The sequence below is a fragment of the Alteromonas naphthalenivorans genome (assembly GCF_000213655.1).
GTDB lineage: Bacteria > Pseudomonadota > Gammaproteobacteria > Enterobacterales > Alteromonadaceae > Alteromonas > Alteromonas naphthalenivorans.
Genome location: NC_015554.1, coordinates 4,004,486 through 4,028,278 on the forward strand (window position 1 = coordinate 4,004,486; position 23,793 = coordinate 4,028,278).

23 protein-coding genes are annotated in these 23,793 nt (G+C 39.8%); 3 read left to right on the top strand and 20 right to left on the bottom strand.

Annotated features, from left to right (window positions below; genetic code table 11):
- Window positions 1–58: 58 nt before the first annotated feature.
- The 17 genes from tnpB to AMBT_RS17605 all read right to left on the bottom strand — a co-directional run bounded on the left by tnpB (window position 59) and on the right by AMBT_RS17605 (window position 14,160).
- Entirely contained in the window at window positions 59–403 is a 345-nt protein-coding gene (gene tnpB, locus AMBT_RS17525; RefSeq protein WP_013785985.1) for an IS66 family insertion sequence element accessory protein TnpB, read from the bottom strand.
- On the bottom strand, window positions 400–690 hold the full coding sequence (gene tnpA, locus AMBT_RS17530) for an IS66 family insertion sequence element accessory protein TnpA (protein ID WP_013785984.1): 291 nt from the start codon (window positions 688–690) through the stop codon (window positions 400–402). The genes tnpB and tnpA overlap by 4 nt, the downstream gene beginning before the upstream one ends.
- 70 nt (window positions 691–760) lie before the next feature.
- Window positions 761–1,495 carry an OmpP1/FadL family transporter gene (locus AMBT_RS17535; RefSeq protein ID WP_013785988.1) on the bottom strand — a complete coding sequence of 245 codons (735 nt, stop codon included), beginning with the start codon at window positions 1,493–1,495 and terminating at the stop codon, window positions 761–763.
- Window positions 1,492–2,106: a 2-hydroxychromene-2-carboxylate isomerase gene (locus AMBT_RS17540; RefSeq protein ID WP_013785989.1), complete on the bottom strand. Its 615-nt coding sequence runs from the start codon at window positions 2,104–2,106 to the stop codon at window positions 1,492–1,494. The genes AMBT_RS17535 and AMBT_RS17540 overlap by 4 nt, the downstream gene beginning before the upstream one ends.
- A gap of 78 nt (window positions 2,107–2,184) precedes the next feature.
- Window positions 2,185–2,982, bottom strand: a complete 798-nt coding sequence (hcaB, locus tag AMBT_RS17545) for a 3-(cis-5,6-dihydroxycyclohexa-1,3-dien-1-yl)propanoate dehydrogenase (RefSeq protein WP_013785990.1) — start codon at window positions 2,980–2,982, stop codon at window positions 2,185–2,187.
- Window positions 2,983–3,081: 99 nt separating this feature from the next.
- Complete coding sequence (locus AMBT_RS17550) at window positions 3,082–3,669, bottom strand: aromatic-ring-hydroxylating dioxygenase subunit beta (protein WP_013785991.1); 588 nt, start codon at window positions 3,667–3,669, stop codon at window positions 3,082–3,084.
- A gap of 14 nt (window positions 3,670–3,683) precedes the next feature.
- Window positions 3,684–5,030 carry an aromatic ring-hydroxylating dioxygenase subunit alpha gene (locus AMBT_RS17555; protein WP_013785992.1) on the bottom strand — a complete coding sequence of 449 codons (1,347 nt, stop codon included), beginning with the start codon at window positions 5,028–5,030 and terminating at the stop codon, window positions 3,684–3,686.
- Window positions 5,031–5,058: 28 nt separating this feature from the next.
- Complete coding sequence (locus tag AMBT_RS17560; RefSeq protein ID WP_013785993.1) at window positions 5,059–5,886, bottom strand: DODA-type extradiol aromatic ring-opening family dioxygenase; 828 nt, start codon at window positions 5,884–5,886, stop codon at window positions 5,059–5,061.
- Between the two features lie 18 nt (window positions 5,887–5,904).
- On the bottom strand, window positions 5,905–6,168 hold the full coding sequence (locus AMBT_RS17565) for a hypothetical protein (protein ID WP_013785994.1): 264 nt from the start codon (window positions 6,166–6,168) through the stop codon (window positions 5,905–5,907).
- Window positions 6,169–6,179: 11 nt separating this feature from the next.
- A complete protein-coding gene (locus AMBT_RS17570) occupies window positions 6,180–7,175 on the bottom strand; it encodes a dihydrodipicolinate synthase family protein (RefSeq protein WP_013785995.1) in 996 nt (331 codons plus the stop codon).
- A 108-nt stretch (window positions 7,176–7,283) separates the two neighbouring features.
- Window positions 7,284–8,735 carry an aldehyde dehydrogenase gene (locus tag AMBT_RS17575; protein ID WP_013785996.1) on the bottom strand — a complete coding sequence of 484 codons (1,452 nt, stop codon included), beginning with the start codon at window positions 8,733–8,735 and terminating at the stop codon, window positions 7,284–7,286.
- A 24-nt stretch (window positions 8,736–8,759) separates the two neighbouring features.
- On the bottom strand, window positions 8,760–9,080 hold the full coding sequence (locus AMBT_RS17580) for a non-heme iron oxygenase ferredoxin subunit (protein ID WP_013785997.1): 321 nt from the start codon (window positions 9,078–9,080) through the stop codon (window positions 8,760–8,762).
- Window positions 9,081–9,113: 33 nt separating this feature from the next.
- Window positions 9,114–9,812, bottom strand: coding sequence for a fumarylacetoacetate hydrolase family protein (locus AMBT_RS17585; RefSeq protein WP_013785998.1), 699 nt, complete (start codon window positions 9,810–9,812; stop codon window positions 9,114–9,116).
- A 13-nt stretch (window positions 9,813–9,825) separates the two neighbouring features.
- Window positions 9,826–10,596: a cupin domain-containing protein gene (locus AMBT_RS17590; RefSeq protein ID WP_083820167.1), complete on the bottom strand. Its 771-nt coding sequence runs from the start codon at window positions 10,594–10,596 to the stop codon at window positions 9,826–9,828.
- Window positions 10,597–10,839: 243 nt separating this feature from the next.
- Window positions 10,840–11,616: a GntR family transcriptional regulator gene (locus tag AMBT_RS17595; RefSeq protein WP_013786000.1), complete on the bottom strand. Its 777-nt coding sequence runs from the start codon at window positions 11,614–11,616 to the stop codon at window positions 10,840–10,842.
- Window positions 11,617–11,842: 226 nt separating this feature from the next.
- The gene (locus AMBT_RS17600; RefSeq protein ID WP_013786001.1) at window positions 11,843–12,769 is read right to left on the bottom strand and encodes a fumarylacetoacetate hydrolase family protein; all 927 of its coding nucleotides are present in this window, start codon (window positions 12,767–12,769) and stop codon (window positions 11,843–11,845) included.
- Window positions 12,770–13,203: 434 nt separating this feature from the next.
- Entirely contained in the window at window positions 13,204–14,160 is a 957-nt protein-coding gene (locus AMBT_RS17605; RefSeq protein ID WP_013783130.1) for an IS1595 family transposase, read from the bottom strand.
- Window positions 14,161–14,269: 109 nt separating this feature from the next.
- Between AMBT_RS17605 and AMBT_RS17610 the strand changes: the two genes are divergently transcribed.
- Window positions 14,270–15,133: a fumarylacetoacetate hydrolase family protein gene (locus AMBT_RS17610; protein ID WP_013786002.1), complete on the top strand. Its 864-nt coding sequence runs from the start codon at window positions 14,270–14,272 to the stop codon at window positions 15,131–15,133.
- A gap of 201 nt (window positions 15,134–15,334) precedes the next feature.
- On the opposite strand, the gene AMBT_RS17615 is transcribed toward AMBT_RS17610, so the two are convergent.
- The 3 genes from AMBT_RS17615 to AMBT_RS17625 form a co-directional block, all read right to left on the bottom strand.
- The gene (locus AMBT_RS17615; RefSeq protein WP_013786003.1) at window positions 15,335–16,846 is read right to left on the bottom strand and encodes a Fic family protein; all 1,512 of its coding nucleotides are present in this window, start codon (window positions 16,844–16,846) and stop codon (window positions 15,335–15,337) included.
- Window positions 16,847–17,890: 1,044 nt separating this feature from the next.
- On the bottom strand, window positions 17,891–18,760 hold the full coding sequence (locus tag AMBT_RS17620) for a hypothetical protein (RefSeq protein WP_013786004.1): 870 nt from the start codon (window positions 18,758–18,760) through the stop codon (window positions 17,891–17,893).
- Window positions 18,761–19,183: 423 nt separating this feature from the next.
- Window positions 19,184–20,650: a helix-turn-helix domain-containing protein gene (locus AMBT_RS17625; RefSeq protein ID WP_013786005.1), complete on the bottom strand. Its 1,467-nt coding sequence runs from the start codon at window positions 20,648–20,650 to the stop codon at window positions 19,184–19,186.
- A gap of 692 nt (window positions 20,651–21,342) precedes the next feature.
- Here AMBT_RS17625 and AMBT_RS17630 point away from each other — a divergent pair.
- The gene (locus tag AMBT_RS17630; RefSeq protein WP_041452609.1) at window positions 21,343–22,269 is read left to right on the top strand and encodes a ParA family protein; all 927 of its coding nucleotides are present in this window, start codon (window positions 21,343–21,345) and stop codon (window positions 22,267–22,269) included.
- The gene (locus AMBT_RS17635; protein ID WP_013786007.1) at window positions 22,266–23,393 is read left to right on the top strand and encodes a ParB/RepB/Spo0J family partition protein; all 1,128 of its coding nucleotides are present in this window, start codon (window positions 22,266–22,268) and stop codon (window positions 23,391–23,393) included. The genes AMBT_RS17630 and AMBT_RS17635 overlap by 4 nt, the downstream gene beginning before the upstream one ends.
- The last annotated feature ends 400 nt before the right edge of the window (window positions 23,394–23,793 follow it).

The following is a 23,793-nucleotide window of genomic DNA, read 5'->3' on the forward strand; positions in this document are numbered from 1 at the left end:
CCTTAGTGTGACAGCGAAAAATGATCGTTCAAGTAGAATTTGCGATCAACATTTAACGTCACACTTCAAGTCCAAATATGGGTCGATGCGCCTTAGGATTATCTAAGGTTAATCCCGATAATAGCCACTGTAATTGCTGCTTGCTGATATGAACAGCGCCATCACATTTAGGCACCGGCCACTTAAAGTGACCTTTTTCGAGGCGACGATAATAAAGCCAAAATCCATTGGTATCCCAGAATAGGATTTTGAGTTTATCGCGGCCCCGATTACAGAAAATAAACCAAGCCTGGCTAAAGGGGTCCATTTCAAGCGTATCCGCGACGATGAGTGATAATCCATCAATCGACTTTCTCATGTCGGTGACACCCGACACTAAATACACGTTACCAGTGGGAGTCATTGTAATGCTGCAACCCAATGTTTGATTTGTGTTTGACTGAGCATCGAAGGGAGTTCAGCGCGAATACCGTTAGGTAATAATAGCACCACGACATCAGCGCTTTCCTGGTCAAAGACAATTGGCTGAACTTGTTGCTTGGCCTCTTTACTGTTGAGTTTTTTGACCCAATAGTAAAGTGTTTGATAGTGGATTGACCGCTCAGTACAAAATTGTTTAATCGGCAACTGGCTTTGTTTGAACTCAGTCAGTATTTGAGTCCAGTGGTCATGTTTTTGCAATTGATTCATAGCATCTCCTTTGTAAAGAAGCACTATGCCAAAGCCTGATTTTTATTGGAATGTGGGGTTAATTAACCGCTTACGCAGTAACACCCCATGAGCTTATGCCGTTACTAACAGGCTTGTTTTCTGTAAACCCTATATGGGCACCTCTTAAATCAGGAAATTCTCCTAATGTAGGCAACATTGACCCACTTACTCTGCCATCTTGAATTAATGAGCCTAGTTGATCTGCGCCTAATAATAAATTAAGATTTAATCCTTGCCATGTGGCATCAATACTTGCCCCTATAGTCAATTTTTCATTGAACTGATAGCTTATGGCAAAAGGGATATTTAAAACAAAAAGGCGGCTGAATACGTCTAAATTTGTATCTAAGCCACCAGTAGCTTGTGATAAAAATGAAGAGTTGCCATATTCAGTACCGATACCACCTTGGCCAAAAACACCAATACCTACTGTATATTTTCCTGTGCGGTAAGTGATAGCAAGCTGAGGAATGGCATAAGGACCTCTATTATGAGAATGGGAATGAGAAGAAGCTTTTTCGCCAGTAGATAAATTTCGGGTATAAATATCAGTAACGATAATGTCTACACCTATCAAAAACTGTGTACCCTCTTTCATTAAAGATAATGTTGCAGGGTTAGACATCATGCCTGCTGGTCCAACATCATAGGCCGTGGCTGTCCCACCCATTGCTTTAGATATTGATCCAAAGCCTTCTAATCTAAATACATCGGTTGCATGAGCACAAGTTACTATTGTAGAACTTAAGATTAACAAGGGTATTTTATTTTTTATTAATTTCATTTGCTTTCCCTTCTGTTTATTTGTTTATTATTTGTATTTAAAAATTTTTCTAAAAATATAATACGGTCATTTCCCCACCACATATTCTCATCAATCATCATAGTTGGGACACCAAAGATATGTTTCTTAATCGCGTTTTCAGTAGATTTCTGGTAGGCTTTTATGCCTATATCTGATTCAATAAAATGGGTGAATTCTTTTATCTCCCAATTCAGTGTTTTACAAATTTCATCAAAAACTAATGGGCTATCAGGTGCATTTCCTTTTCCCCATGTTAAAAAAAATGCAAGATTGACATATTCTGCTTGGATATCTTTATCCGCAGTATAAAACATACCTATATTTAATTTTTCTGAATTAAAATTAGGTATAAATTTTAATGGGATATCATACAGCTCTGCCCACCGATCTATATCTTTCTTTAGGTAAGATAGCTTTACTGGCATATCTCGATTTGTAGGTCCGATATTTCCGATTGCTTTTTTTGCACGTGCTAAATCAATAGCGTGATAGCATATATTATGAATTGTATCGTCACTTAGCTTTGCAAGTTTTACGCTAGCTAAATATGAAAAAGGGCTTAAAAAATCAAAAAAGAAATTTATATTCAAGCTATTTATGTCCAATGTAAAAGTAAAGAACAACCATATAAGTTATAGATATAAACTATAGAGCGATACGTTGTATTGCTATTTTTGATCAGGTCTCATGCCTAGTCCAATACCGCCATCGCTTAAGATAACAGTGCCAGTAATATACTTGGCATCTTCTCTTGAGGCTAATAATGCAAATATTCCTGCATGGTCTTCTGGCTTGGAAGCAAATTTTAGTGGTGTCATAGCACTAATCATTTCTTCTATTCCGTCAGATGTTTCAAGGCTTGCCCCACCTAAGTCTAAACTCTCAGGGCCACATAGTGGTGTTAATGTGCCACCAGCAGCAACACCATTAATACGAATGTCTGGAGCTGACTCCCATGCTAATGCTCTAATAAAGCCTAAAACCGCATGTTTAGACGCAACATATAATGGACCTCCTCCACCTAATGAATAGCTTGATGATGATGCAGTAAAAATCATAGAGCCTTTAGATTTTTTAAGTGCAGGTAACGCGGCCTTAGCACCAAGAATATAACCAAGTAAATTAACATCAAATAAATCACGATAACCTGATTCTAATAGACTAGCTTCTGTTGAGTTTATTGGTGTCATATAATCCCAAATACCTGCATTACCTATAAAACAATCTAGTGTTCCAAACTTATCAATAGTTGATTGAACAAGCTTTTCGTTATCGTCATAATTTCTAACATCACCTATGGTTACTACAACATTATCAGCAAAAGTATCTTGTAGCATTTTGGCATCTTTTTCAGTTCTAACCAAAAGCCCTAGCTTTGCTCCTTCGCTGATAAAGCGTTTTGCAACGGCTAAGCCTATTCCTGAAGAAGCTCCTGTGATAATGGCAACTTGATTTTGCAATTTCATTATATTTCTCTTTATTTTAGTCAGTTGTTATTCAGTTTTAATATATACATGTAAAAGTACTTTGTTATGGCAAAGTACTTTTATTAATAGCGTATGGTTTTATAGATATACCAGCATATTATGGCCAGAAATACTTCGCTCTGGATATTCAATGTAACGGGATTTTAACTTGAGTTGACCTTGATCATCACGTATCAGAATATCAGTCCGAGTGTAAAAAAACTGATCTACTTGGTAGGCTCTTCTGCCACGAGTTAAGATACAAGAAGAACGTACTTCTAAATCTAAACTGCCTTGTTCTTGGCCAATTTCAATATTACTAAGTATACGGCAATACCTTTCTAGCGGACTACTCCGCCAGTTTTGAGGATCAAGATCATGTTCAATACGAATACCTAATTGACGATGATCATCATTAAACAAATAGACGGTATCAGGTTGGTCATAGCGCCGTTCTTTTATAGATCTTAATTCTTTGCTAACAACAGCATAAGTGATATCAGGGCTTAATATTTCACTATGCCAAGTCCTATACATTCTTGAGTCTAGTAATCTTGACTCTCTAGCAAGAAACGAAGAAACCTCCTGTCTTAAACTTTCAGATACCTGTGTGTTTTTAATTAGTTCGTCAAAAGCAATATCACTTTCAAGGGCTAACGGTTCGTTATTTTTAGTTGTATCAGTCATACTTTATCCCTTAATTATTTGGTTTTTGCATTTGTTAAAATATCAGCCCAATTACTACTTTTGTCTTCTATCTCATGCCAGCTATTAGCATTTATAAAGGCACTATACGCACGATAATAACCACGATAACTTGTTTCTCCAATAGCGGACTCACAAACAACACCAGGATATTTACCATTGTAAACATCATTTCCAATACCCATTTGGGCATTAAGATTTTTATTTCTAGCTTGAAAACCTTTTGTCATGTATGTTTCGGATTCCATATTGTCATTATCATCACTTTCCCAGTAACCCGCAACACCAAAAGTACGCTGGACTGACATAGCAATACGCTGTTTAAGTTCTTCTGGCATATCTTTTTCTACCATTGTCCAGGTAAAAACTTCTGTGGTATCTTTATCGATAGGCTGCCAAGTTTTAAATACACCTGATCCTGTTAAAAAGCTATTATTAGGAAAGATAGTCGTATTTAAATGAGATCGATAAATTCTGGCACGATCAGCACCAATTTTTTCGGCTAATTGCTGCTCTTTTATGGTAGCCCATTGCATCATGTCGTTAATTAATGAACTATCATGAATACCTGCATAAGCATCCCACAGCACACCTAGCCCTGACCCAAATTTGCTGGTTATTTGTAGACCTAAACCTTCAGTTGGAGGTGTACTATTTCCTGCCAGTGGTGTAAAAACTGATTCACCAGTACGTAGTGCTGAAGCATGTGTCCAGCCAACATGGTAAGCATCACCCACAAAGTTTTCTGCTGAGCATTTCCAGTTCGCTTTAATTAGGCAACGAGCAGGAGGTCCAATTAATTCAAGGCCACCCGAATGTTCAAAGTAAGGGTCTAAAAACCACTTAAGATCGCCTAAATAATCAGAGAATGATGGGGAGTTTTCATCAAAACAGCCATAAATGAAGCCGTTATAATTTTCAACTTTTGCCACTTCATGTAGAGAGTTTTTACACTTATCAAGTAAGCCACCATAAACCTCCTTATCAAAAGGTACGGCTTGTAATTCACCAGTATTGCCATACCCCCAGCCATGGTAAGAGCAAACAAAGCCTTTAGCATTACCTGCTTCGTGTGGACACAATTGCGCGCCCCTATGACGGCAGACATTTAAAAATGCTTTAACATCACCATTTTCTTGTCTACTAACGATTACTTCATCTGTTCCCATTTTAGTAACAACATAATCACCATGATTTGGAATTATAGATTCATGAGTTAAAAATAGCCATGAACGGCCAAATACATTTTCAAGCTCCTGCTCTAAAACTTTTTGATCACCATGCATTTTATGTAATTGTGTTCCATGGTTAACATCGATTAAATTTTCTTCTTGATTTGACATAGAGTGTTCCTTTTTGTAAAATTTTATTTTATTTTATTTTCATTTCTAGATAGCCACAACCAGTAACCCACTCGGGTACTGCTTCATATGCTATTTCTTCCCCAGTCCAGCCATCTAGAATCCCCATTGCACATATGAAGTTTTTTATTTCTAACCCGCCATTTCCTCCTTCACGCAATATTTCTTCATCGCTCATGGCTATTAGCTCATCAACATTCCCCTTACAGATAAGATCGATTATTTTACGATCCCATGCTTCATTAACACTACCCATTTGAGCCATACCAGGCCAATGGCTAATTCCACCTGTACCATAAACGGCAATACGTTCGTTTCCTGACCAACTATTGATTGCTGCTTTAATTGATAAACCAATTTCGTAAGCACGTTTACTATTGATAAAAGGCTCAACACCCGAATTAATATAAATAGGCACAATTTTTAAATCTTTTATTGGTTTTACGGCATATTCAACGGGAATTGCGATAGAGTGATCAACTATTAATGTTTTTGATGCTGCCCAGTCAACTTGATGAGTATGCCCATAATCCATAATATGTTTAGCAAGGCTTTCATTATTAGCTATTTTCTCACGAGGGATCCCTAGCCAAGGTTCTTTTGGTCCTTCTACATCACCAATACCAATCATAGCTTGTGGTACACAATAAGGGCCATTAACGGTATAATGGTCATCACCAATGATAATAACGGTATCTATATTTTGTTCTTTTACTCTTTCAACAATATCCTTGTAGGCATTCATGCATGAATCACGTTTTTCAACAGGTGGTGCATCAGGCATTGCTGCGATTAATGGGTCATGGGGCATTAAAAAGCCACTGATAATTTGAGACATATAAACTCCTAAAATATTTTATGATTTAATGCTATTAAGACGCTGCATATATTCGGGGATCCCTTGAGGGCCATTGATTGCCTGCCATGTCATAGACATTAACATCTGGTCTATACCTAAAGAGACCATTGACTCAATATCCATATCTGATAGCAAACTGTGCTCATCAGTGGTTAAATTATATTGATTTAAAATTTCATTCGGCTGCTCACGATAAAGAGCCGCTTTTTCATCAGAATCTTGTAGATCCCATAACACACGTTCAATTGTATAAACTGACATATTGACCTCCTTTATTTAGAAAGATTTTGGTGTAACTCAGCCCAAGCCTTACCTGATTTATATGCACCTTCTAAATACTCTTCAGGTGTAAAAATATAAGGAGGACGGCATGGACCTGCATTCATCCAACCAGCAGCATTTATTCTATGTTTTTCTAAATTGATGTTATAAGTTGAAAAATCTTTAAACGAGCCGTTTGGAAATAATGTTGCATATGTTCTAGCAATTTGTCCTGAAATTTTCTGAGCTTCATCCCAGTCTCCAGTTTTACTTGCTTTTTTTACTTCATCTCGTAATTTTAATACTGGGGCGGGGCCACATACTGCGCCACTTGTCCAAAATGCGGTACAAAATTCAGGAGCAATACGAGCAGCAGCATAAAAATCGACATCAAGAGGAAGAAATCTAATTTTTCTTTGGCTTAAATTCATATCAGGAACAAGTGAACCTATGCCAAGATATTTAGCAGTAATTACTTGTGGTATTTCTGCTACTTGCGCCCAAAACTGACGTGGAAAATCAAATTTAAAGGCTTCATTATTTGCATAAATACAAATCGCCATGTCAGGACAAGCTTCTGCAACATCTTTATAAAATTGAACCGCAGTTGGTACATCACATAATTGCCACATTGGCAAACCTAGCATTGTACCATCACAACCAATTTCACTTGCTTTTCTCGTTAACTCAATAGTGTCTCGCGTATTTAATCCTGTTGTGCCACAAAAATAAGGTACACGGCCATTAACGGTTTTAACGATAGTTTCCATGAAGACGATTTTTTCATTGTAAGTTAATGTAGCACCTTCGCCAAACGTCCCTGTACTAATAATAGCGTTAACACCTGAAGCAATAAGCTCTTCGACTACACGTGCAGTTTCTTCTAAGTCGACGGTATCTTGCATGCGCCAGTTAGAAGCACCTTCTTTTGCGGGTGTAGGCATAATGGCCCATAGCCCATGTACATCATCAACAGTCATTAATTTTCTTTTGTTTTGAGTTGTCATTTTATCTCTTTAATAAGTTTGTTTTAATATTCATATTTATCAACTTAATCATGCCGATTTAGAAAACCTAAGTATCATTAAGTTGAGGTGTGTTTTTATGGGAATTAGCTAGAACGGATAATCTTGAACAATAGGCTCAATAGTTATCCATTTTAATTCAGTAAATTCATCAATAACGGCGCGACCATCAAATCGTCCCCAGCCACTATCTTTGGTTCCACCATAAGGTGCTTGAGCATCATTCTGGACTGTTGTACCATTGACATGACAATGCCCTGCATTGATATCTTTAGCCATTTGTAATGCTCTATTGACATCCTTACCAAATACAGCAGCGGATAAGCCATAGGGTGTGTCATTTGCTGTATGTAATGCTTCATCAGCATTCTTAACTCTAACCATACAGATTAGCGGACCGAAAGATTCTTCATGGTAAATTTCCATATCAGAGGTGACATGATCAAGAATAGTAGGTTTCATCACCGTGCCATTTGCTTTGCCACCTGTAATCAGTTTAGCGCCTTTGGACAACGCGTCATCAATATAGCCATTTAGGCGTTCGGCTGAACTCTGCGTTACCACTGGTCCTACAATACAATCATTATTATCGCAGGGATTTCCAACAGGTAGCTTGCTAGCAAGTTTAGCAAAGATTTCACCAAATTCATCAGCCACAGATTCATCTACAATAATACGGCCAGTAGTCATGCATATTTGTCCTTGATATAGAAATGATCCAAAAGTTGCCGCTTTTGCTGCTTCTTTTAAATTTGCATCATCAAGAATGACCTGAGGGCTTTTTCCACCTAATTCTAATAGACATCGTTTTAAGTGATAACCAGCTTTTTGTGCGATAATACGCCCAACATGGGTTGATCCTGTGAAATTTATTCTTCGTACAGCTTTGTGCTCAATTAAAGCATTAACAATGCTTTCACCGTCTTCTGGTTTATTGGACAGTAAATTTAAAACACCCGCCGGTAAACCTGCTTCAATAACAGCCTCAACAACTAAACTATGCGTTTTAGGACTTACTTCTGAAGCTTTAAATACAACACTATTTCCACAAACAATAGGGTAAGCAATAGCCCGAGCCGCTAATACAATAGGCCCATTCCACGGTGCTATACTCAAAATAACACCTACGGGTTCACGTATTGTCATTGAAAGTGTCCCAGGCTTATCTGTTGGAATAGTCTCACCTTGTATTTGAGTTGCTAAGCTTGCAGCTTCACGAAAAACATTAGCTGCTAACATGACATTGAAGCCAGCCCATAGCCCTGAAGAGCCTACTTCTTTCGCCATTACATCAATAAACTCAGCTGTTTTACTTTCTAATATATCTGCTGCTTTTAATAAAACATTACGGCGTTCTGTAGGCCCAGTTTTAGACCAAGATTTAAATGCTTCTTGTGCAACTTCAGCTGCATTATTTGCATCTGCGACACTCGCTGCTGCCGCAGATGTTACAACCTCACCAAGCGTTTGGTTGTAACGCTCAAATGTGTTTGTACTTTCACTATCGACAAACTTATTATTTATGATTAGCTGTGTTTTCATTAAAACTTCCTCATAATATTTACATTAAGCCATTGATATATATATAAACCCATCGTCACCTACTTTTGTGGGATACGATTTTATATCTTCCGTTAAAGGGCTAGTACAAGCCTTGCCACTTCGAATATCAAACTCACCTTGGTGAAGAGGACACTCGATCTTGTACCCATCAAGAAATCCATCACATAATTTAGCATTTCCATGTGTGCAAATATTATCAGTAGCAAAAATTTCACCTTCTACATTATAGATAGCTAAATTTAAGCCATTAATATCAACACCAATGACATCATCTTCTGGTACTTTAATTACTTCGATTGCTTTGATTAATTTTTTTTCAGTCATACTTTTTAACCCCGATAAGTTTGAAAAATTTAATTATTTTATCGTTAATTCGATATTACCGAGTTTTTCAATAGCACCTTCAATCTTATCGCCTGAAACTACAGGGCCAACACCTTCCGGAGTTCCTGTATAGATAAGATCTCCTGGCTGTAAGTGATAAAATTTAGATAAATGTGCAATCACTTCATTCACGTTCCATATCAATTTTTTTAGCTCAGAATCTTGTTTTATATCACCATTGACCGAAAGGCTTATTTTGCCAGTATCAATTACGCCACATTCCGCTTTAGGAACAATTGGTGAAATGATGGCCGATTCTTCAAAATCTTTACCCAAGTCCCAAGGTCTATTTGTTTCTCTTGCCTTAAGTTGTAGGTCACGACGCGTCATGTCTAATCCGCAGGCATAGCCAAAAATATAATCTTCTGCATCTTTTTCGGTTATTTCAAAACCTTCTTTACCTATTGCTACGACTAATTCCATTTCATAATGGTAGTTGTTTGTTTGAGGAGGATATTTAATAGTTGAACCAGAAGGGATGATTGAACTTGGATGTTTTGTAAAGTAAAAAGGAACGTTTTTCGTTTTATCAACGCTAACACCCATTTCAGCTGCATGAGCATGGTAGTTTCTACCCACACAAAAAATGCGATGTACAGGAAATAATGTATCAGTATTTTTTATTGCTGTTAAAATTTGTTGTTTTTCTGGAAATAATAACTTATCAGTCATAATTTTCTCGTTGTTAAAATATATTTAAATGAGTATGGAGTGGTGATTCATCTGCTATTAGCATAAAAATTGGTTCCTCAGTTGAATTTTTAAATTCTATCTTGCTATATCCTGGTGCTGAGAGCGTATCTTTATCGGTAAAGTTTACCGTTTTATTGTTTACAGTCATGGATCCAGAACCTTCAAGAACATGAAAAATACAAGGTGTTGTTCTATCAGGTAATGTAGTACTTTGCCCATTTTTAATCATTAAGGCACCAAATCCAATACTTGGAAATAAACTTTTACCATTTTCTGGGTCAATATAACTTACTTGTATTATTGATTCGCTAGAGTCTGAGGCCATTTCTAATAAACAAGATTTTGTTTTAGCCCAAGGATAACGAAGCATTGGTGTTTTGTTTTCTGTTCGTTTAAAGCCAATGTTTGGAACAATACCCGCAGCACTGTAATCTGAATAAGACTTATCTCTAGTTTTATGAACTCTTTGTAAATCACTTTCAATGGCCCATGAGCCTTCTAAGTTATAAATAAGTGGCAAATCAAGAATGTCTAGCCAAACAATAGGCTCTGTACCTTCATGATGGTGTTCATGCCACATCCCAGAAGGTGTTAAAATCAAATCCCCCCGTTCCATTTTACAGGGCTCGCCATTTACTGTTGTGTATGCACCTTTCCCTTCTACAATAATTCTTACCGCATTAGGTGTATGTCGGTGATTAGGCGCTGTTTCTCCGGGTAAAATCAATTGCATTCCCATATATATGCTAGGAGTTACCTGCATATTTTCAAGGCCATGATCTGGATTTGCTAGTACTAAAACTCTCCGTTCAGCCTTCTCTATTGGTGCTGGACATTGATAATCCTCTTATCTTCTGGTGTTTAACGACTCAAGCAAAAATAAAATCATGATTATATATAATCATGATTATTAAATATTTATAACAAATGTCAGGCTTAAGAAGCAAGCAAATTTGTGATTAATTGGTAAAATTAATGTAAAGTAAGAGGAGATTGGTCTTACGGTTTATTTCACAGAAATACCTTGAACACCTGTAGTGACGCAACGTAAGGCCTGACGAATAAATTGCGGCTCTCTTTCTGGCGCAAGATCGTTTAGGGTATCTAGAGCAGTGCGAGCCAAGTGAGTTGATAGTAACTCAACAGCATTAATCGTTTCACGAGCTAAACAGGCCTCAACGATAGCAAGATGTTCATCATCTCCTTTCCTAAAGCCACTATAGGGAAGTTTTCGCCATCTTATTGCCTGGAAGCGTTCACACTTTTCCATATTCGGCCGGATCAATTGCAGCATCGATTCTCCAGCACTCTCATAAAGAGCTAAGTGAAAATCTCTATGGTGCTGCAACCAAGTTGGAAAATCATTGATGTTGCTCGAATTAATGACATCCGCGGCACTTTTGATTCGCTCTTTGTCTTGCTCCGTATTGCGATGTATAGATACTGCTAGAGCTAAAGCCTCATTAGTAATACGTACAGAATATAATGCATCCAGGTCATCATAGGAAATGCCTGCAACCAAGGCCCTTTGGTTAAGATCTGCGGTGACTAACCCTTCTTCTTTCAGCATACGAATCACCTCACGAATAGGCGTACGGCTGACATTTAAGCGTTGTGCTAAGCTCACTTGGTTGAGTACGGTGCCAGGCTGTAATACTCCCTGCAGGATATAGCTGCGCAATATTTGATGAATCGCTCTCCCCACTTGTCTGGGATCTTCGATTTCGATAGGTTTTATCTCACCATAAGCGTTCTCAACCTGAATATCCCACGCTTGAGGCATCTTTTCACTTAACCTAAGATTATTTTCACGAACGTTGACCTTAATAGCTATTTTCCTACAGTAAATTTATGAACAAAAATAAATTAAAAATGACACTCAGAACGCCAATGCCAATGCTATCCTGGTTGCTACTTGTCCCCTAGCACCACAAAAATAAGAGAGGACATACAAGCATCAAGATGTTACTTAATCAATACATTTAACTTTAATTGGCGCTAGCTTTAAGCTACGTCATGTAAGTGATAAGCGCACCAAGTTTTTCAATTTCAACAGATACAATATCCCCTGGCACAAGCCATTTAACTGGTAGGTGGCCCAGAGCCGTTCCTGCTGGCGTACCAGTTGCTATCACATCCCCTACTTCTAACGTCATCACAGAAGATAGATGCTCGATAATTTCAGCCACCCCAAATACCATTTGATCTGTTGATGAGTTCTGCTTTAGTTCACCATTAATAGTCAAGCGTACAGACAGCTTTTGAGGATCATCAATAAAACAAGACGGAACAAAATACGGTCCCATTGGAGCGAAGCCATCAATGCCTTTCATTGCTACCCAATCGACTCCTACTGAACCACGTGAGGCATATCTATCTCGAGCAGATAAATCATTAAAGTTTGCATATCCTGCAATGTAATCCAACGCATCACTGGCGCATACATTACGTGCCGGTTTACCAATTAAGACTGCCAGTTCAGCTTCCCAGTCGATCATGCTTACGTTGTTAGGAATAGCTACCTCGCTTCCAGAACCCCGTAAAGTGTTGCTGGCGGGTTTAATAAAAGAGTAAGGATAGGTCTGATCTGCTGGAATCTTCATCTCTTCAATATGATCACGATAGTTCACACCGATACAGACGATTTTATTGGGTAGTGCCAAGGGCGGGAGATATGTTACTTCACTTGCCGGCAGCCCTTTATTGATGAATAAAGACTTTCCATCTATCACTGCTTTTTGAATCAATGGCTCTGCTTTAGACCACTGTTCAAGGATAGGCTTGATATCAGAAGCATTAGCCCAGCTTTTTGCTTGAGTGTTTCCTTCTAATATAACAGCAAGCGGCAACATCAATTCATGTTGTTCAACCATCACCATTGACTCACCTGTTTTCGGTTCCTGAACAACCGCTAATCGGTAAAATTCATTACTCATTTAAAATTACCTTATTACTTTTCTAAACACACAGACTGTCTTCAATAGTGCAAGCAAAGACTACGTACCTCAAATCAAAGTGCATCCACTTTACACTTAAAAATGTGATTACCCAACATTAAATGTTAATTAATATAAAATATAACCATCCACATAAACAATAACACATCAAAAACAAACACTTAAATAAATTCAATCATGAACAAATAAATAACATAGTCGTACCGCCCTATTTACTGTATCCACTTTTTATAATAATCTAATTTGTAATGGGTGTTTAGGTCCCCCCTTTGGATATCCTAAATTTAAAATATCTGGATATGTGACCACGACTAGCGCCGTAAAGTAATTGAATTGGCAGTGGAGGAATAATGAAACTAACAAGCATAATGCTGGAACAAGGACCTGTTCCTGCGGCCTTATTAACCACAAGGCTATGTTCGGATTAACTGTTGTTGAATCGAAAAGAGCCTGTTTTCGTTAAGGTTTTCTGGATTATCCATAAACCTGAACCAACCTAGGTAGTGTTCCAAGTATTTTGTGGCTACTCCGTGAAACCGTTTTATCCACGCTTTCAGACGGCTGTGATAGGCGTTAACATTTTGAATGTGAAAGACTTTATCTATCACCTTAACTCCTCCTGCCACATCTAAGCGCTTGTGTATTAAATCATTTTTCTCAGAAAGAGCTATGTAGGGCTTATAGCCATCACTACACAACACACTGTCTTTCTCTAATTTTCCTGCTAGCTCCTGATGCAGAGCTGCCGATGTAACACTTGGTACAACGGCTTCATACGTATTCTTAGCTCGGTCTCTGACCGTTAAAACTGGCACCCAATCATCCTTTGAACGCCCTCGTTTTTTCGCTTTCACCCCTCTTTTACGGGGCTGACGAGTCATCCGTTTTGAGCCTTTCTCTGAGTAGGGAAAAAGTGTTTCGTCTGCTTCGATAATGCCTTCTAATTTGCTCGCATTCAGTGCTGATGGTAGTGCCAAGAATCGGTGCCGCCACCTGAACGATGTTTCAAGGTGGAGGCCACATTCTTCGGCACATTTACGCAATGGCTTACTGTCCAGCATACAGCGAATATATTCTAACCAAAGCTCTTTGTACCTCAGGCGAGCTAGCGGTGTCGCCGTTGTCGCTACAAAGGTTTTGCCGCAGTTCTTGCAGCGATAACGCTGCATCTTGTTTACCTTGCCGTGCCGATTGATCAGTGAGCTATGACAGTGCGGACATTCAGGGTTTTCAACCATCCGCTCCTCAAGCTCTGTTATCAACTGTGAGACGCTATCAGTGCCTTTCAGCAGCTTCTCAACATAACGGGTTTGACTATCTGTTAAGTGTTCTAACTCGGCTATAAGCTTTGTAAATTGTGCTGGGAGCATGATTAATCCTCAATGGCTGTATTCATATACAGTATAGCAACAATTTAGCAGAACATAGCCAACCACAAACACATTAGTAGACCTTTCTACTGCTTCGAAGCTTAACTTATTGGGGCCGGTACCATTACAAAATTTATCTGATATTGTGGATCTCGATGGCACGTTATTTAACCAAGTTAAAAACTTAGTTAAGCGACTCGAGAATTACGATCCAGGTCCTCAAAAACTACTGCAATCTAACAACGCATTTCACGATGCAAGTACAGTTCGATATAGCCCAATTTTGCGTCCGCACGTTTTGCTCGCATGCGGGATGGCATATAAAGATCACATGCGCGAGATGAACACGCCAATTCCAAAAAAGCCTGCAGGCTTCTTAAAATCACCTAATTCGATCATTGCTAACGGTGATCCGATAATTTTACCCTCCACCGATCCGAATATGGTTGATTTTGAATGTGAGTTGGCCTGTGTTATTGGTCGCCCTCTTTATAATGTGCAGCCTGAAGATGTTCTGAAGCACATAGCTGGCTTTACTATGATTAATGAACTGGGCTCTCGTTCACATGTGCGAGCATGGTTAAACGCTATGGAAGGTACAAACCCCAAAGAATGTATAGAATTATTTATGGCAACTGCGCAGGACAAACAATTGCCAAGTTTCTGTCCTATGGGTCCTGTTATTGAAACTTTTGATACCTTTGGGGATGTAAATCAATTTTCAATAGAGACAAAGCTCAATGGCGAAATCATGCAATCAGCGGATTCCTCGGACCTTATATTTACAATTGCTGAGAGCTTGGCCTATTTTTCTCGGTGGTACAAGTTGATGCCTGGCGATGTTTATAGTACGGGCTCTCCATATGGTGTAGGCTATGCACGAACTCCTCAGCGTCTATTGCGTGATGGTGATATTATTGAAGTGTCCTGCCCTAAAATTGGCTGCCTATCTAATCCTGTAATCTCAGCCTAATATTTAAATTAAAATCGCTACGGCGAATTTCTCGATATGGGCGCTGCTCCATCTTTTTACCCTTATTTAATTTTCGTCAGACTCAAACGACAGCACGCAACTCGCGTGCCCTACCCTGCTGACGTTATCATTATAAATCCTTGAGTTTAAGCGAAAGCACTTTTGCTAGATCACTTTGAAACGCACTCTTTTAAAGAGTGGTTAAACTAGCGATGCCAAGAACTGTGTAAAAGGCACAATGTCTTGTCTAACACTCGCAGCTTCCAACGCTTGCATATATTCATCTCTTCGCTCGACAGGTACGACTGTCCATGGGTAACCACCAGACGCCATCATTAAATTCATGATGAATCTTCCCATTCTGCCGTTACCATCGAAGTAAGGGTGGATGTAGACGAAAATGAGGTGACCCAGTACCACTCTGACTGCTGCATTTTCCTCTTCTGCGAGCAAGTCGAAGAGTGTCGGCATCATGTCGCGAACCGCTTCTTTGCTTGGTGGAGTGTGCATAGACTGGCGAATATAGACAGGCCCTGACCGGTAACCAGCCAAGTCCGACTGTTTAATAATACCGGCCGCAACACTAGGACCAAATAAGGCGAGATACCAATCGCTGTGCGTCTGTTCCAATACATCGGCAGGGTTCTTACCTTCTAATACTGCTAACAAGGCTTTTTTAACTTCCTGAAACGCATCCCAGTAGCCTCTAGCAGCCATGGCATCTAAGTGTTTTTTACTTTCGTCGGAGCCTTCAGCTTGCCAGTTACCAGAGCGAACCAGTTCAATCAATTCGCGAGTTACCCGATAGCCTTCAATGGACAGTGAGTGGTAGGCGTCTGTGACGAATTTGTCTTCCACTTCGGCCATGTAGTTTTCGATGTCGATGGTTTGCTGTGGTTGTTCTGGAAAGTGCGCGATAATACTTTCACGCATTTGCGCCCACATCAGCCGCATGCGATTAACATAGGGCGAAACGTCACGACGGCCAAAGCTCACCTGCACTTTCTCGGCGAAAGGGTCTTCTTCTTGCACTTTCAAATCGGCCGCTTGCATGCCCTTTAAGATATTGTTAGCAATCAGATCCCGGCCAATATTTCTAAAAGCCCCCACTAATCGGCCGGCAATTACACTGTGATTACCAGCGAGTAAAACGGACAATACATCGGATGCATCAGTCACCATCGAAAAGGCTGTACGCATATGGACAGGAGCATTTTGAAATTGATTTGCCGAAGAATAAACAAGTGCAGCCGCTAAGCTGTAAACATTGAGCCCGTCCAGGTTTTCAATGTGTTCTGCTGCTGGCATGTTCAACCTGACATCAAAAATCGAGGTGTCATGCAAAAAGGCGGTGGGTTTATTATTGCCTTTGGGCGAGCGCACGAGCAATTGCTGAGGCACGGTTCTATCGCCGATATGCAGGCTAATTGATTGCTCAGGTGATAAACACCAGGCATTATCGAAACGGTGTGACAAATAAGTACCGCAAAAATCCCAGAAAGAGGTATACCAGGATGTACTGTCGCCCGGCTTTTCATCAGGCATCGCAGGTATATACCAGCCCCGGATGACTTCGCGAATAAACCCATGCTTCAATAGCCGCTCTCGATGCACTCTGCTGAGTTGCTTTGACTGGATGGCAACAACCCCTGACTCTTGAAGCTGTTGTAATTGCTCAAGCGAATCTGCTAGTTTTTGTGATATGTCATTCATGTTCGCTCCAACTATTACGAGTGATACTGACCAGTTCTCAATCCTCAGCTCTAGGTTTTAGCGTTATATCACTTATAGGTTTTAATGTCATTTTATTTATAGGTTTTAATGACTTGTTGTTTCTAGGCTTTAATGCTCATTAGCTTGAAGATGGTACACAAGAAACAGAGCTTTCCGGCCATAATCCCTCCAAAAGAAGTACAGATTTATAACCGGCGAGTAATTAAAAAAGGGGATGTAAATACTAGCTAACTTCTACTTTATTTAGTTGTTTCTAACTATTGCCACAGGGCGTATTTTGCCGTAAGTTTTTTTGGAGCTGTATCTGCGTTACTTCCAGATATACTTGTGTGGTAGACAAGTCAAAATACCCTAGGTATTCCCAAAATCCACGATAATCAGAATCATTATCAAGTGTCGCTTTGCTACGTTGAAACATAGTACAAGTATTGCTTGATCTCAATTTCATATTGTTCGGGACAAAAGGTTGATCTTCAAAGTAATGAATGTCAAGTCCAACTGTATGCTGTAATGTTAACATCTCAGTAGTTACGATGTATTACCCTCTGTGGGCCAGATTCTGTTGTGACAATTATTGGTACATTTTAGTTGAAAGTGATTGTCATGGATCTCCGTCCACGAGCTGTTCAAAGTCATTTTGAAAAAAATACATAGAGAATGTTAGTGAGCTCGAAGAGCTTATATCTATTTTCTATCTTAATTTCTAACTAAAGATCTAATGTGTTCAGTTTTGACGAATAGTTTGTATGAACGGCACAAATAAAATATGGCTGGATATTTATGCGTGTGAATGGCTTGACAGTATTTTTGTAATTCATGGATGGAGTAATGGCTGTGGATAATTCAAGTTATAGCCTGAATTCGACATCGTTCAGCGTATTTTTTCTAAATTTTTCGAGCTATTACGCCTGTATTGAGTCATCAAGCGGTCTAAATGATGTCGTTTTATGCTGCTATTAGTGTGGGATAGATAAACAGGCACAGCAATGCCCCGGAAACTAATCCGGTAAACCAATGGAACTGTTATTGGCTTTGGAGCCGTTGTCTTTCTAATTTACTTTGAAGATAAGCCGAATGTTCTTGTGGTGAAGCGTTAGGCCCTGGCCGGGGAATATCGAGCTCGAAATTAGAAAACAAAGCTTTGTTCTTCTCGGCGTCTGTTGTATGAAGTTTTGATTTCAGGGATTTGTAACCTCCCCGCATATTAATAATTTTATTGATCTTGGTGAACAGAATTCGGTTGTCCATAAGCTTGAAACGGATAAGACCCATATCAGACATTGTATTTATAATTCTGCGTATAGTGTTGCGAGACCATTGCATCATTGCAGAAAGGAAAGCCACGCTGCGCGAAAGCACAGGTTTATTATATTTCTGAATGTGCTTATCCTGGTTGTGTAAATATGCATGGAGAATGAGAGTCTTGTGTAAATGCCGAGATTGATTGCGCTGCCATTTCTCCCCTGCCGAATTAGGTTGAAGAGCACTCACTGGCACTTTGAAAAACGTTACTTTTGGCTTGTACTTGTCGTAGAAACCTTTGGTTGTTTTTCGGGTGCGAAGCTCATTCAGCATTAACTGCATCCAGTACGCGAACTCCACTGCATAGGCGTGATCACCGATCCGCAGATGGTGAGATACGTCGTCTATATAGGTATATTTGAGATCTTTCTTTTCGCGAGCTGGTGGAGTCTCGCTTTTAAGGAACTTCTTTTCGATTAATGAATTAATAGCAGCCCGGATGGTATTTGGTGAATACCCCAGGTTATTGCATAAGCTTATTGTTGTTCGTTTAAAAATATTGCCTTTAGTTTCGTCACAGGCAAAGTATGCGGTGAAACTAAAAACAAAGGCTTCGGTTTCTGTTAAGTGCTCAAAGAGCTGTGTGCTCATGAACACAAATTCTGTGTATTTTCTTTTTCTGTTCATATTTTTATCAACAATTCATAGTTTTTGCTGATAAAAAACGCATTAGCAGTTGACCTGATCGATCAAACCGCTAGAATTAGATGAGTAACTGCTTTCCAAAAGTTACATCCTAAGACCCGCAAAGTGCGCCAACACTTCGCGGGTTTTGTCTTTTTAGCGCTTCTTATCTTCCCGCTAGTTTGCTTTATATATTCCTAGCTATTGGTTAAAGATTCAATTTTGTAGAAAAGAATCAGCTAACAGATGTAATCTTTATATGAAAGGTATGAGAGATCAAGCGAGATCGCGATCTAAACAGGATCTTTTTAAAGATTGGATCCGATGCTTAGTTATTGAATTTTCTTGGTTAAAGATTGGATCCGGGAAATAATAACATTATTGTAGCTACTATCGCTTGCTGTTGAATTGATTCAAAATATGTAAGGCAGACATATGCCGTCTGAAAGCAATCACCGATGCGCCCTGTTCTGGTGAAAAGCCAATGTTGATTAGATAACCCTGAACCGTCGCCCTACCGTATTCTACTACTAATTCTCCTTTACGCGGCTCAGACAGATGACAGGTTTCAACAATCTGAACTATCTTATCTCTGACGGCGTCATGTATTTTTGCATTATACTCTGGATCAGCATTTGCCAGCACCATATTAGAAAACTTGCGTTTGAACTCACTAAGACTGGAAGAAGGTGCAATTGACTCTCGAAGCTCGTTCCAAGTATAGATTTTTTGTGCCTGGCGACCTGTAATAAGGTGTTCTCTTGCCCAAAGGCCAAACAGGATTTCAATTTCGTTTTTTGTGGCAAAGACATCGCTATCTATCAAAAGCATATCGTCTAGGGTGCGCTTTGCACGTACTGCAGCAATGATGTTTTTCACCGTCGAACGTGGGAATTGAACCACTGCCGCCTTTTTCTCCATTTGTCTTTCATCCTCATAGGTGACCAGAGCTTCGAGCCTGAACAGCTTGTAGTACATTTCTATATCTTTGATAGAGTCAGGACTACGATCATAGAAGTCCCGCATATCGAAAGTGGTTGCAGAGATTCGCTGTAAAGAGTGGATTGCATTATTCATGTAACCACCAGCAGAAGAATCTGATAGGGGCACGTCTTTTGCCATGGAGATAAGCTGTTCTAAAGGCAGAGTAAAGGTTTCACCGATGGTATCAGCTTGATCTATTCGCTCAGATATGTGGTTGATGAGCCATGTGATCGCGCCAGCGTAATAACTCATATCAGGTAGGTAGATAAGTCTGCCCTCCTCTGCGCGAGCCGTAATGGAAATGGGCTTTACCCTACCCTCCTCTTTCAATTTCACCCGTATGATTCCGGCTTTGTCTTTTCGGTTTGTGCGCATGGCTTTTACCAAGTACCGGACAATTTGCAGCTCAAGGAAACGGGTTTTGTCGTCGTACCTGTCAATATCGATAGTTTCTACAGTATTGGATGCCACCAGCTGAAAGTTACTGACGTCTGGCGGAGATGCCGAATCCGAGCCCGCTATCGCCTGGCCCTTGGGTATTGCCAAGGTAAAAAGCTTCCCTCGGCGCCGACGTATAGGATCGGTCGTAATGAACTCACTTTCTATGAGGTTTGCCTTTTCAAGTGTAACCAGGTGATGGCGAATATTAGAGACTTTTCGGTTAATGCGTTCTGCTAAAAATTCGAAACTGGCAATGCGTTCGTCGATATCTTGAAGCGCTATGAAGATGTCAGAAATAACTGCTATTGTAGTTGGCGAAACAGATAAGGCCCCACATAAGCGAAGATAAACTTTCAAATCAAGAGTGTCTGGTGCGCTAACTAACGGTGCTGTAAATCCATATTTCTCTGATAAGTCAAAAAGCTCTCGCACGAAAATTCCACCGAATTTATAGATTATATTTAATTCCCAGATTCGATCCTGAGATTATCTAACTCTGTCCTCCAAGTCCAATCTAAAGATGTTTTCTATTTTTTCTTTAATGAGGTTCAGGTGAACCAAACTTAAATTTAATTACCTTAGACTAGTAATGACGAGGCTTCTAGCTATTTTTCTTTTTAAAAAATAGTCTGCTTAGCCTTTTAAAATCCATAATGGATGAAGAAATCTTGTAGGAGTTTACTAGGGGAGGTATTCGGAATTGAACCCATTCGTATGGCATACAATTTTTAGAATATATGTCAGTTTGGTACAGCTGAACTTGTAGTTAGATCTTCATTTAAAAGTCACGTCTAATAGGCTTTTCAGCTATTTAATATTATTTATTAAATTGGCCTGTTCACATGTGGTACTGAATTCATAAGTGAAGAACGTTGAGGTGCCAACCGGGAGAATAAATTTCTATTGTTACGAAGTGATTCGACAAATTACCAATACTAGTTCAGGTGAACCGGACGGCGTAAAATCGCCTGCAAGCCTTATGTAATAAGCTCTTCGAGAATATTTTATTTTAATTTTAATTATCTGAAACTAACCCGATAGACACATATTTTATAGATTCGATCCGAGACTTTAAATCTTTAGCATGTCAGACTAATTTCGTGTGCTAAAACAAGGTCGAAATAATGAAGAAAGCTGAGCCATATAATGGAATGCGAGTACTTTCCAGCTACCACAGGAAAGGTGGCGTGGGTAAAACCTTCCTCGCTTCTACAATCGCTTATTTACTAGCAACTGGCGGTCCGGATGGAAAAGGGGTAAAGCGTCGAGTGTTGGTGCTGGATTATGACTCGCAACAGGACTCGTCAAAAGCCTTTCTGAAAATGGACGCCATCCCAGGTGATGACGAATACGCCGCGCCGCTGCATCCAGAAGTCGATGAGATTGTTGATCCTGAATGGAGTGGCCGTAATACATCTACTGATATTCTATTTGATTCACCGGTGTATGAGTATCCAACGGCTTTTGAAAACATCCAGGTGTTGCCTTCAGAAGGCAACGTTGACCGCGTACTATCCATGACGCCGCAAACTGCGAGTTTAGCGCCCACAATCACCACATACATGCGCACTTGGTTTTCAGATCCTGAACTGGCAAATGATTACGACATCGTTATTGTTGATAATCCGCCCAGTAAATCACCAGTAAGTGCCGGCATATTAGGGGCCGCAACGCATGTAATAATACCGACTGAACCAGAGTATGACTCTATTGATGGTGTGCCTATGCTGCTGAACCGTATTGCACGTATCAACGAGGAACGCCCGGATCATCCTCTGGAGATAGTTGGCGTTGTGCCCAACAAGGTACCAAGTAAGTCTCGTCTTACCCAAAAAGATGAAGTGGCCCTGGCTAAGTTATACGACAGAAACGGTCCTACAGGAAAATACATGAGTCGGTTCTGGCTTCAACAACGCAACTGTTATCGAGTGATGGAACGACCATCTGTTGATGAATCACACTTTAATTACGTGCATAACCATCATGCGCTAAAAGAAATGCAAAAACTTTATGAACTTGTTGAAAGCAGTTTATGGGGGAATGAAATATGACCACCTCCAGAAAGTCAAGACGCCGCACAGTCAGTAAGGCAACTTCTCAGGAAGATCTCATAAGCCAATTTGAGTCAGGACAAGGCGTATCTAAAAAGTCGCAACAGATGTTAGACGGGCTCAAAGAACGAGATAAATCCAAAGAAAGCGAAGTCCATGATGATCCACTTTTTAAGACACCATCTGAGTTAGACAGGGTCTTGGTGGATTACATTCAGCCGCAAGCTGACAACTCCCGGTATTTGCCGGTTACGTTTGCCAAGAAAGCTGATGAGGAATCTATCGCCGCGTTAGATGACTGCGTAGTTTGTGAAAAAGGTGTTCTAGAGAATCGACTGTCGAAAGACAATCCTCGTTATGATGCCGTCAATCAGGAAATTGAAGAGATTAGAAACCTGGCTGAGACGCTTAAACACAGTGAACTTGTGCACCCAATAGCAGTTTGGCGGAAAAACATGTCTGACTATCCCATAGTGGCTGGTCACAGACGTTTCTACGCGATTCGCTTCCTTTACGGAGGCCTAATCAAGGTCAAAGTGAAAATCTACGCTGAGAAGCCAAAGAATCTCAATGTACTTCGTCACATTGAGAACTTTTCCCGATCTGACCTGACACCACCAGATGCTTTAAGCAGTTATGCGAAAGCTGTTCGCGAACTGGAAAACCTGGAAGCAGCAACAATTCAGAGTGACCGAATTTCTGTAGTGACATCATATTTAGGGATCAGTCGTACTTCATTCTTCCGATATGACAAACTTTACGAAAATATTGAATTTGTCATGCCGTTGCTTGAAAACAAGATAGTAACGAGTCTTGTTGCTTTGTACGAAGAAATTAAGAAGGCCGAAGAGCATCAGGATGCGCAACGATATTTGGAAACACTCAATGCACAGCGTAAATTCCTTAAATATTTGCCTCCCGAGACACTTAAAAAGCCGGGTAGGGCAAAAAAGTACATCACAATGCCTAAAGTCAAGGTGACACAAACGTCAGCTATTCGTCGACTCCTGACGGAGGATGTTACTCAACTAGATGTTGGCATTGATTGGGGAAAAGTTGATTTTGAAGATGCTGCAATGGTTGAAAAAGTACTTAAAGCATTGCTGACAGCGCTCTCTAAATAGCGCCTTCTAGTTCATCTGAACCAATCCGCTCTGAAAACGCCACAGGTCAATATATACAGGCCCTGTGGCGTTTTTTTATATTTAAAATAAATAGGTGGGTCTTTTAAAGATTATATAGTAAAAGCAGATTCGATCCGGTAACTTGTGGATTTCAATACATGGTACAAGCTAAATATTTGCCCTTATTATTTTAGCTATTCCCAATTTGTTAATTGAAGCGGCTTCCCCAGGTGCATTGTCGGGTTGTTTAGTTTCGACAACGCGCCTGGCATTAGCCTGTTCCTGTAAGGCCTAGTATGAACTGCCTCACTCAAAATCACATTATTGCCACGTCTTTTTCCGATCTGAACACTCAATAACAAGGTCGCAAGCTATTTCACTCGTCTTAGGAGGTAGAGTA

What these genes read in the sequence shown, in the direction of transcription:
- tnpB (WP_013785985.1), bottom strand. Translation starts at nt 403, where the DNA reads ATGACTCCCACTGGTAACGTGTATTTAGTGTCGGGTGTCACCGACATG.
- AMBT_RS17550 (WP_013785991.1), bottom strand. Translation starts at nt 3,669, where the DNA reads ATGACTGATACAACTAAAAATAACGAACCGTTAGCCCTTGAAAGTGAT.
- AMBT_RS17575 (WP_013785996.1), bottom strand. Translation starts at nt 8,735, where the DNA reads ATGAAAACACAGCTAATCATAAATAATAAGTTTGTCGATAGTGAAAGT.
- AMBT_RS17580 (WP_013785997.1), bottom strand. Translation starts at nt 9,080, where the DNA reads ATGACTGAAAAAAAATTAATCAAAGCAATCGAAGTAATTAAAGTACCA.
- hcaB (WP_013785990.1), bottom strand. Translation starts at nt 2,982, where the DNA reads ATGAAATTGCAAAATCAAGTTGCCATTATCACAGGAGCTTCTTCAGGA.
- tnpA (WP_013785984.1), bottom strand. Translation starts at nt 690, where the DNA reads ATGAATCAATTGCAAAAACATGACCACTGGACTCAAATACTGACTGAG.
- AMBT_RS17635 (WP_013786007.1), top strand. Translation starts at nt 22,266, where the DNA reads ATGACCACCTCCAGAAAGTCAAGACGCCGCACAGTCAGTAAGGCAACT.
- AMBT_RS17590 (WP_083820167.1), bottom strand. Translation starts at nt 10,596, where the DNA reads ATGCAGGTAACTCCTAGCATATATATGGGAATGCAATTGATTTTACCC.
- AMBT_RS17535 (WP_013785988.1), bottom strand. Translation starts at nt 1,495, where the DNA reads ATGAAATTAATAAAAAATAAAATACCCTTGTTAATCTTAAGTTCTACA.
- AMBT_RS17570 (WP_013785995.1), bottom strand. Translation starts at nt 7,175, where the DNA reads ATGACAACTCAAAACAAAAGAAAATTAATGACTGTTGATGATGTACAT.
- AMBT_RS17605 (WP_013783130.1), bottom strand. Translation starts at nt 14,160, where the DNA reads ATGCTCCCAGCACAATTTACAAAGCTTATAGCCGAGTTAGAACACTTA.
- AMBT_RS17585 (WP_013785998.1), bottom strand. Translation starts at nt 9,812, where the DNA reads ATGACTGATAAGTTATTATTTCCAGAAAAACAACAAATTTTAACAGCA.
- AMBT_RS17630 (WP_041452609.1), top strand. Translation starts at nt 21,343, where the DNA reads ATGAAGAAAGCTGAGCCATATAATGGAATGCGAGTACTTTCCAGCTAC.
- AMBT_RS17600 (WP_013786001.1), bottom strand. Translation starts at nt 12,769, where the DNA reads ATGAGTAATGAATTTTACCGATTAGCGGTTGTTCAGGAACCGAAAACA.
- AMBT_RS17620 (WP_013786004.1), bottom strand. Translation starts at nt 18,760, where the DNA reads ATGAGCACACAGCTCTTTGAGCACTTAACAGAAACCGAAGCCTTTGTT.
- AMBT_RS17595 (WP_013786000.1), bottom strand. Translation starts at nt 11,616, where the DNA reads ATGCCTCAAGCGTGGGATATTCAGGTTGAGAACGCTTATGGTGAGATA.
- AMBT_RS17560 (WP_013785993.1), bottom strand. Translation starts at nt 5,886, where the DNA reads ATGTCTCAAATTATCAGTGGCTTTTTAATGCCCCATGACCCATTAATC.
- AMBT_RS17555 (WP_013785992.1), bottom strand. Translation starts at nt 5,030, where the DNA reads ATGTCAAATCAAGAAGAAAATTTAATCGATGTTAACCATGGAACACAA.
- AMBT_RS17615 (WP_013786003.1), bottom strand. Translation starts at nt 16,846, where the DNA reads ATGAATGACATATCACAAAAACTAGCAGATTCGCTTGAGCAATTACAA.
- AMBT_RS17565 (WP_013785994.1), bottom strand. Translation starts at nt 6,168, where the DNA reads ATGTCAGTTTATACAATTGAACGTGTGTTATGGGATCTACAAGATTCT.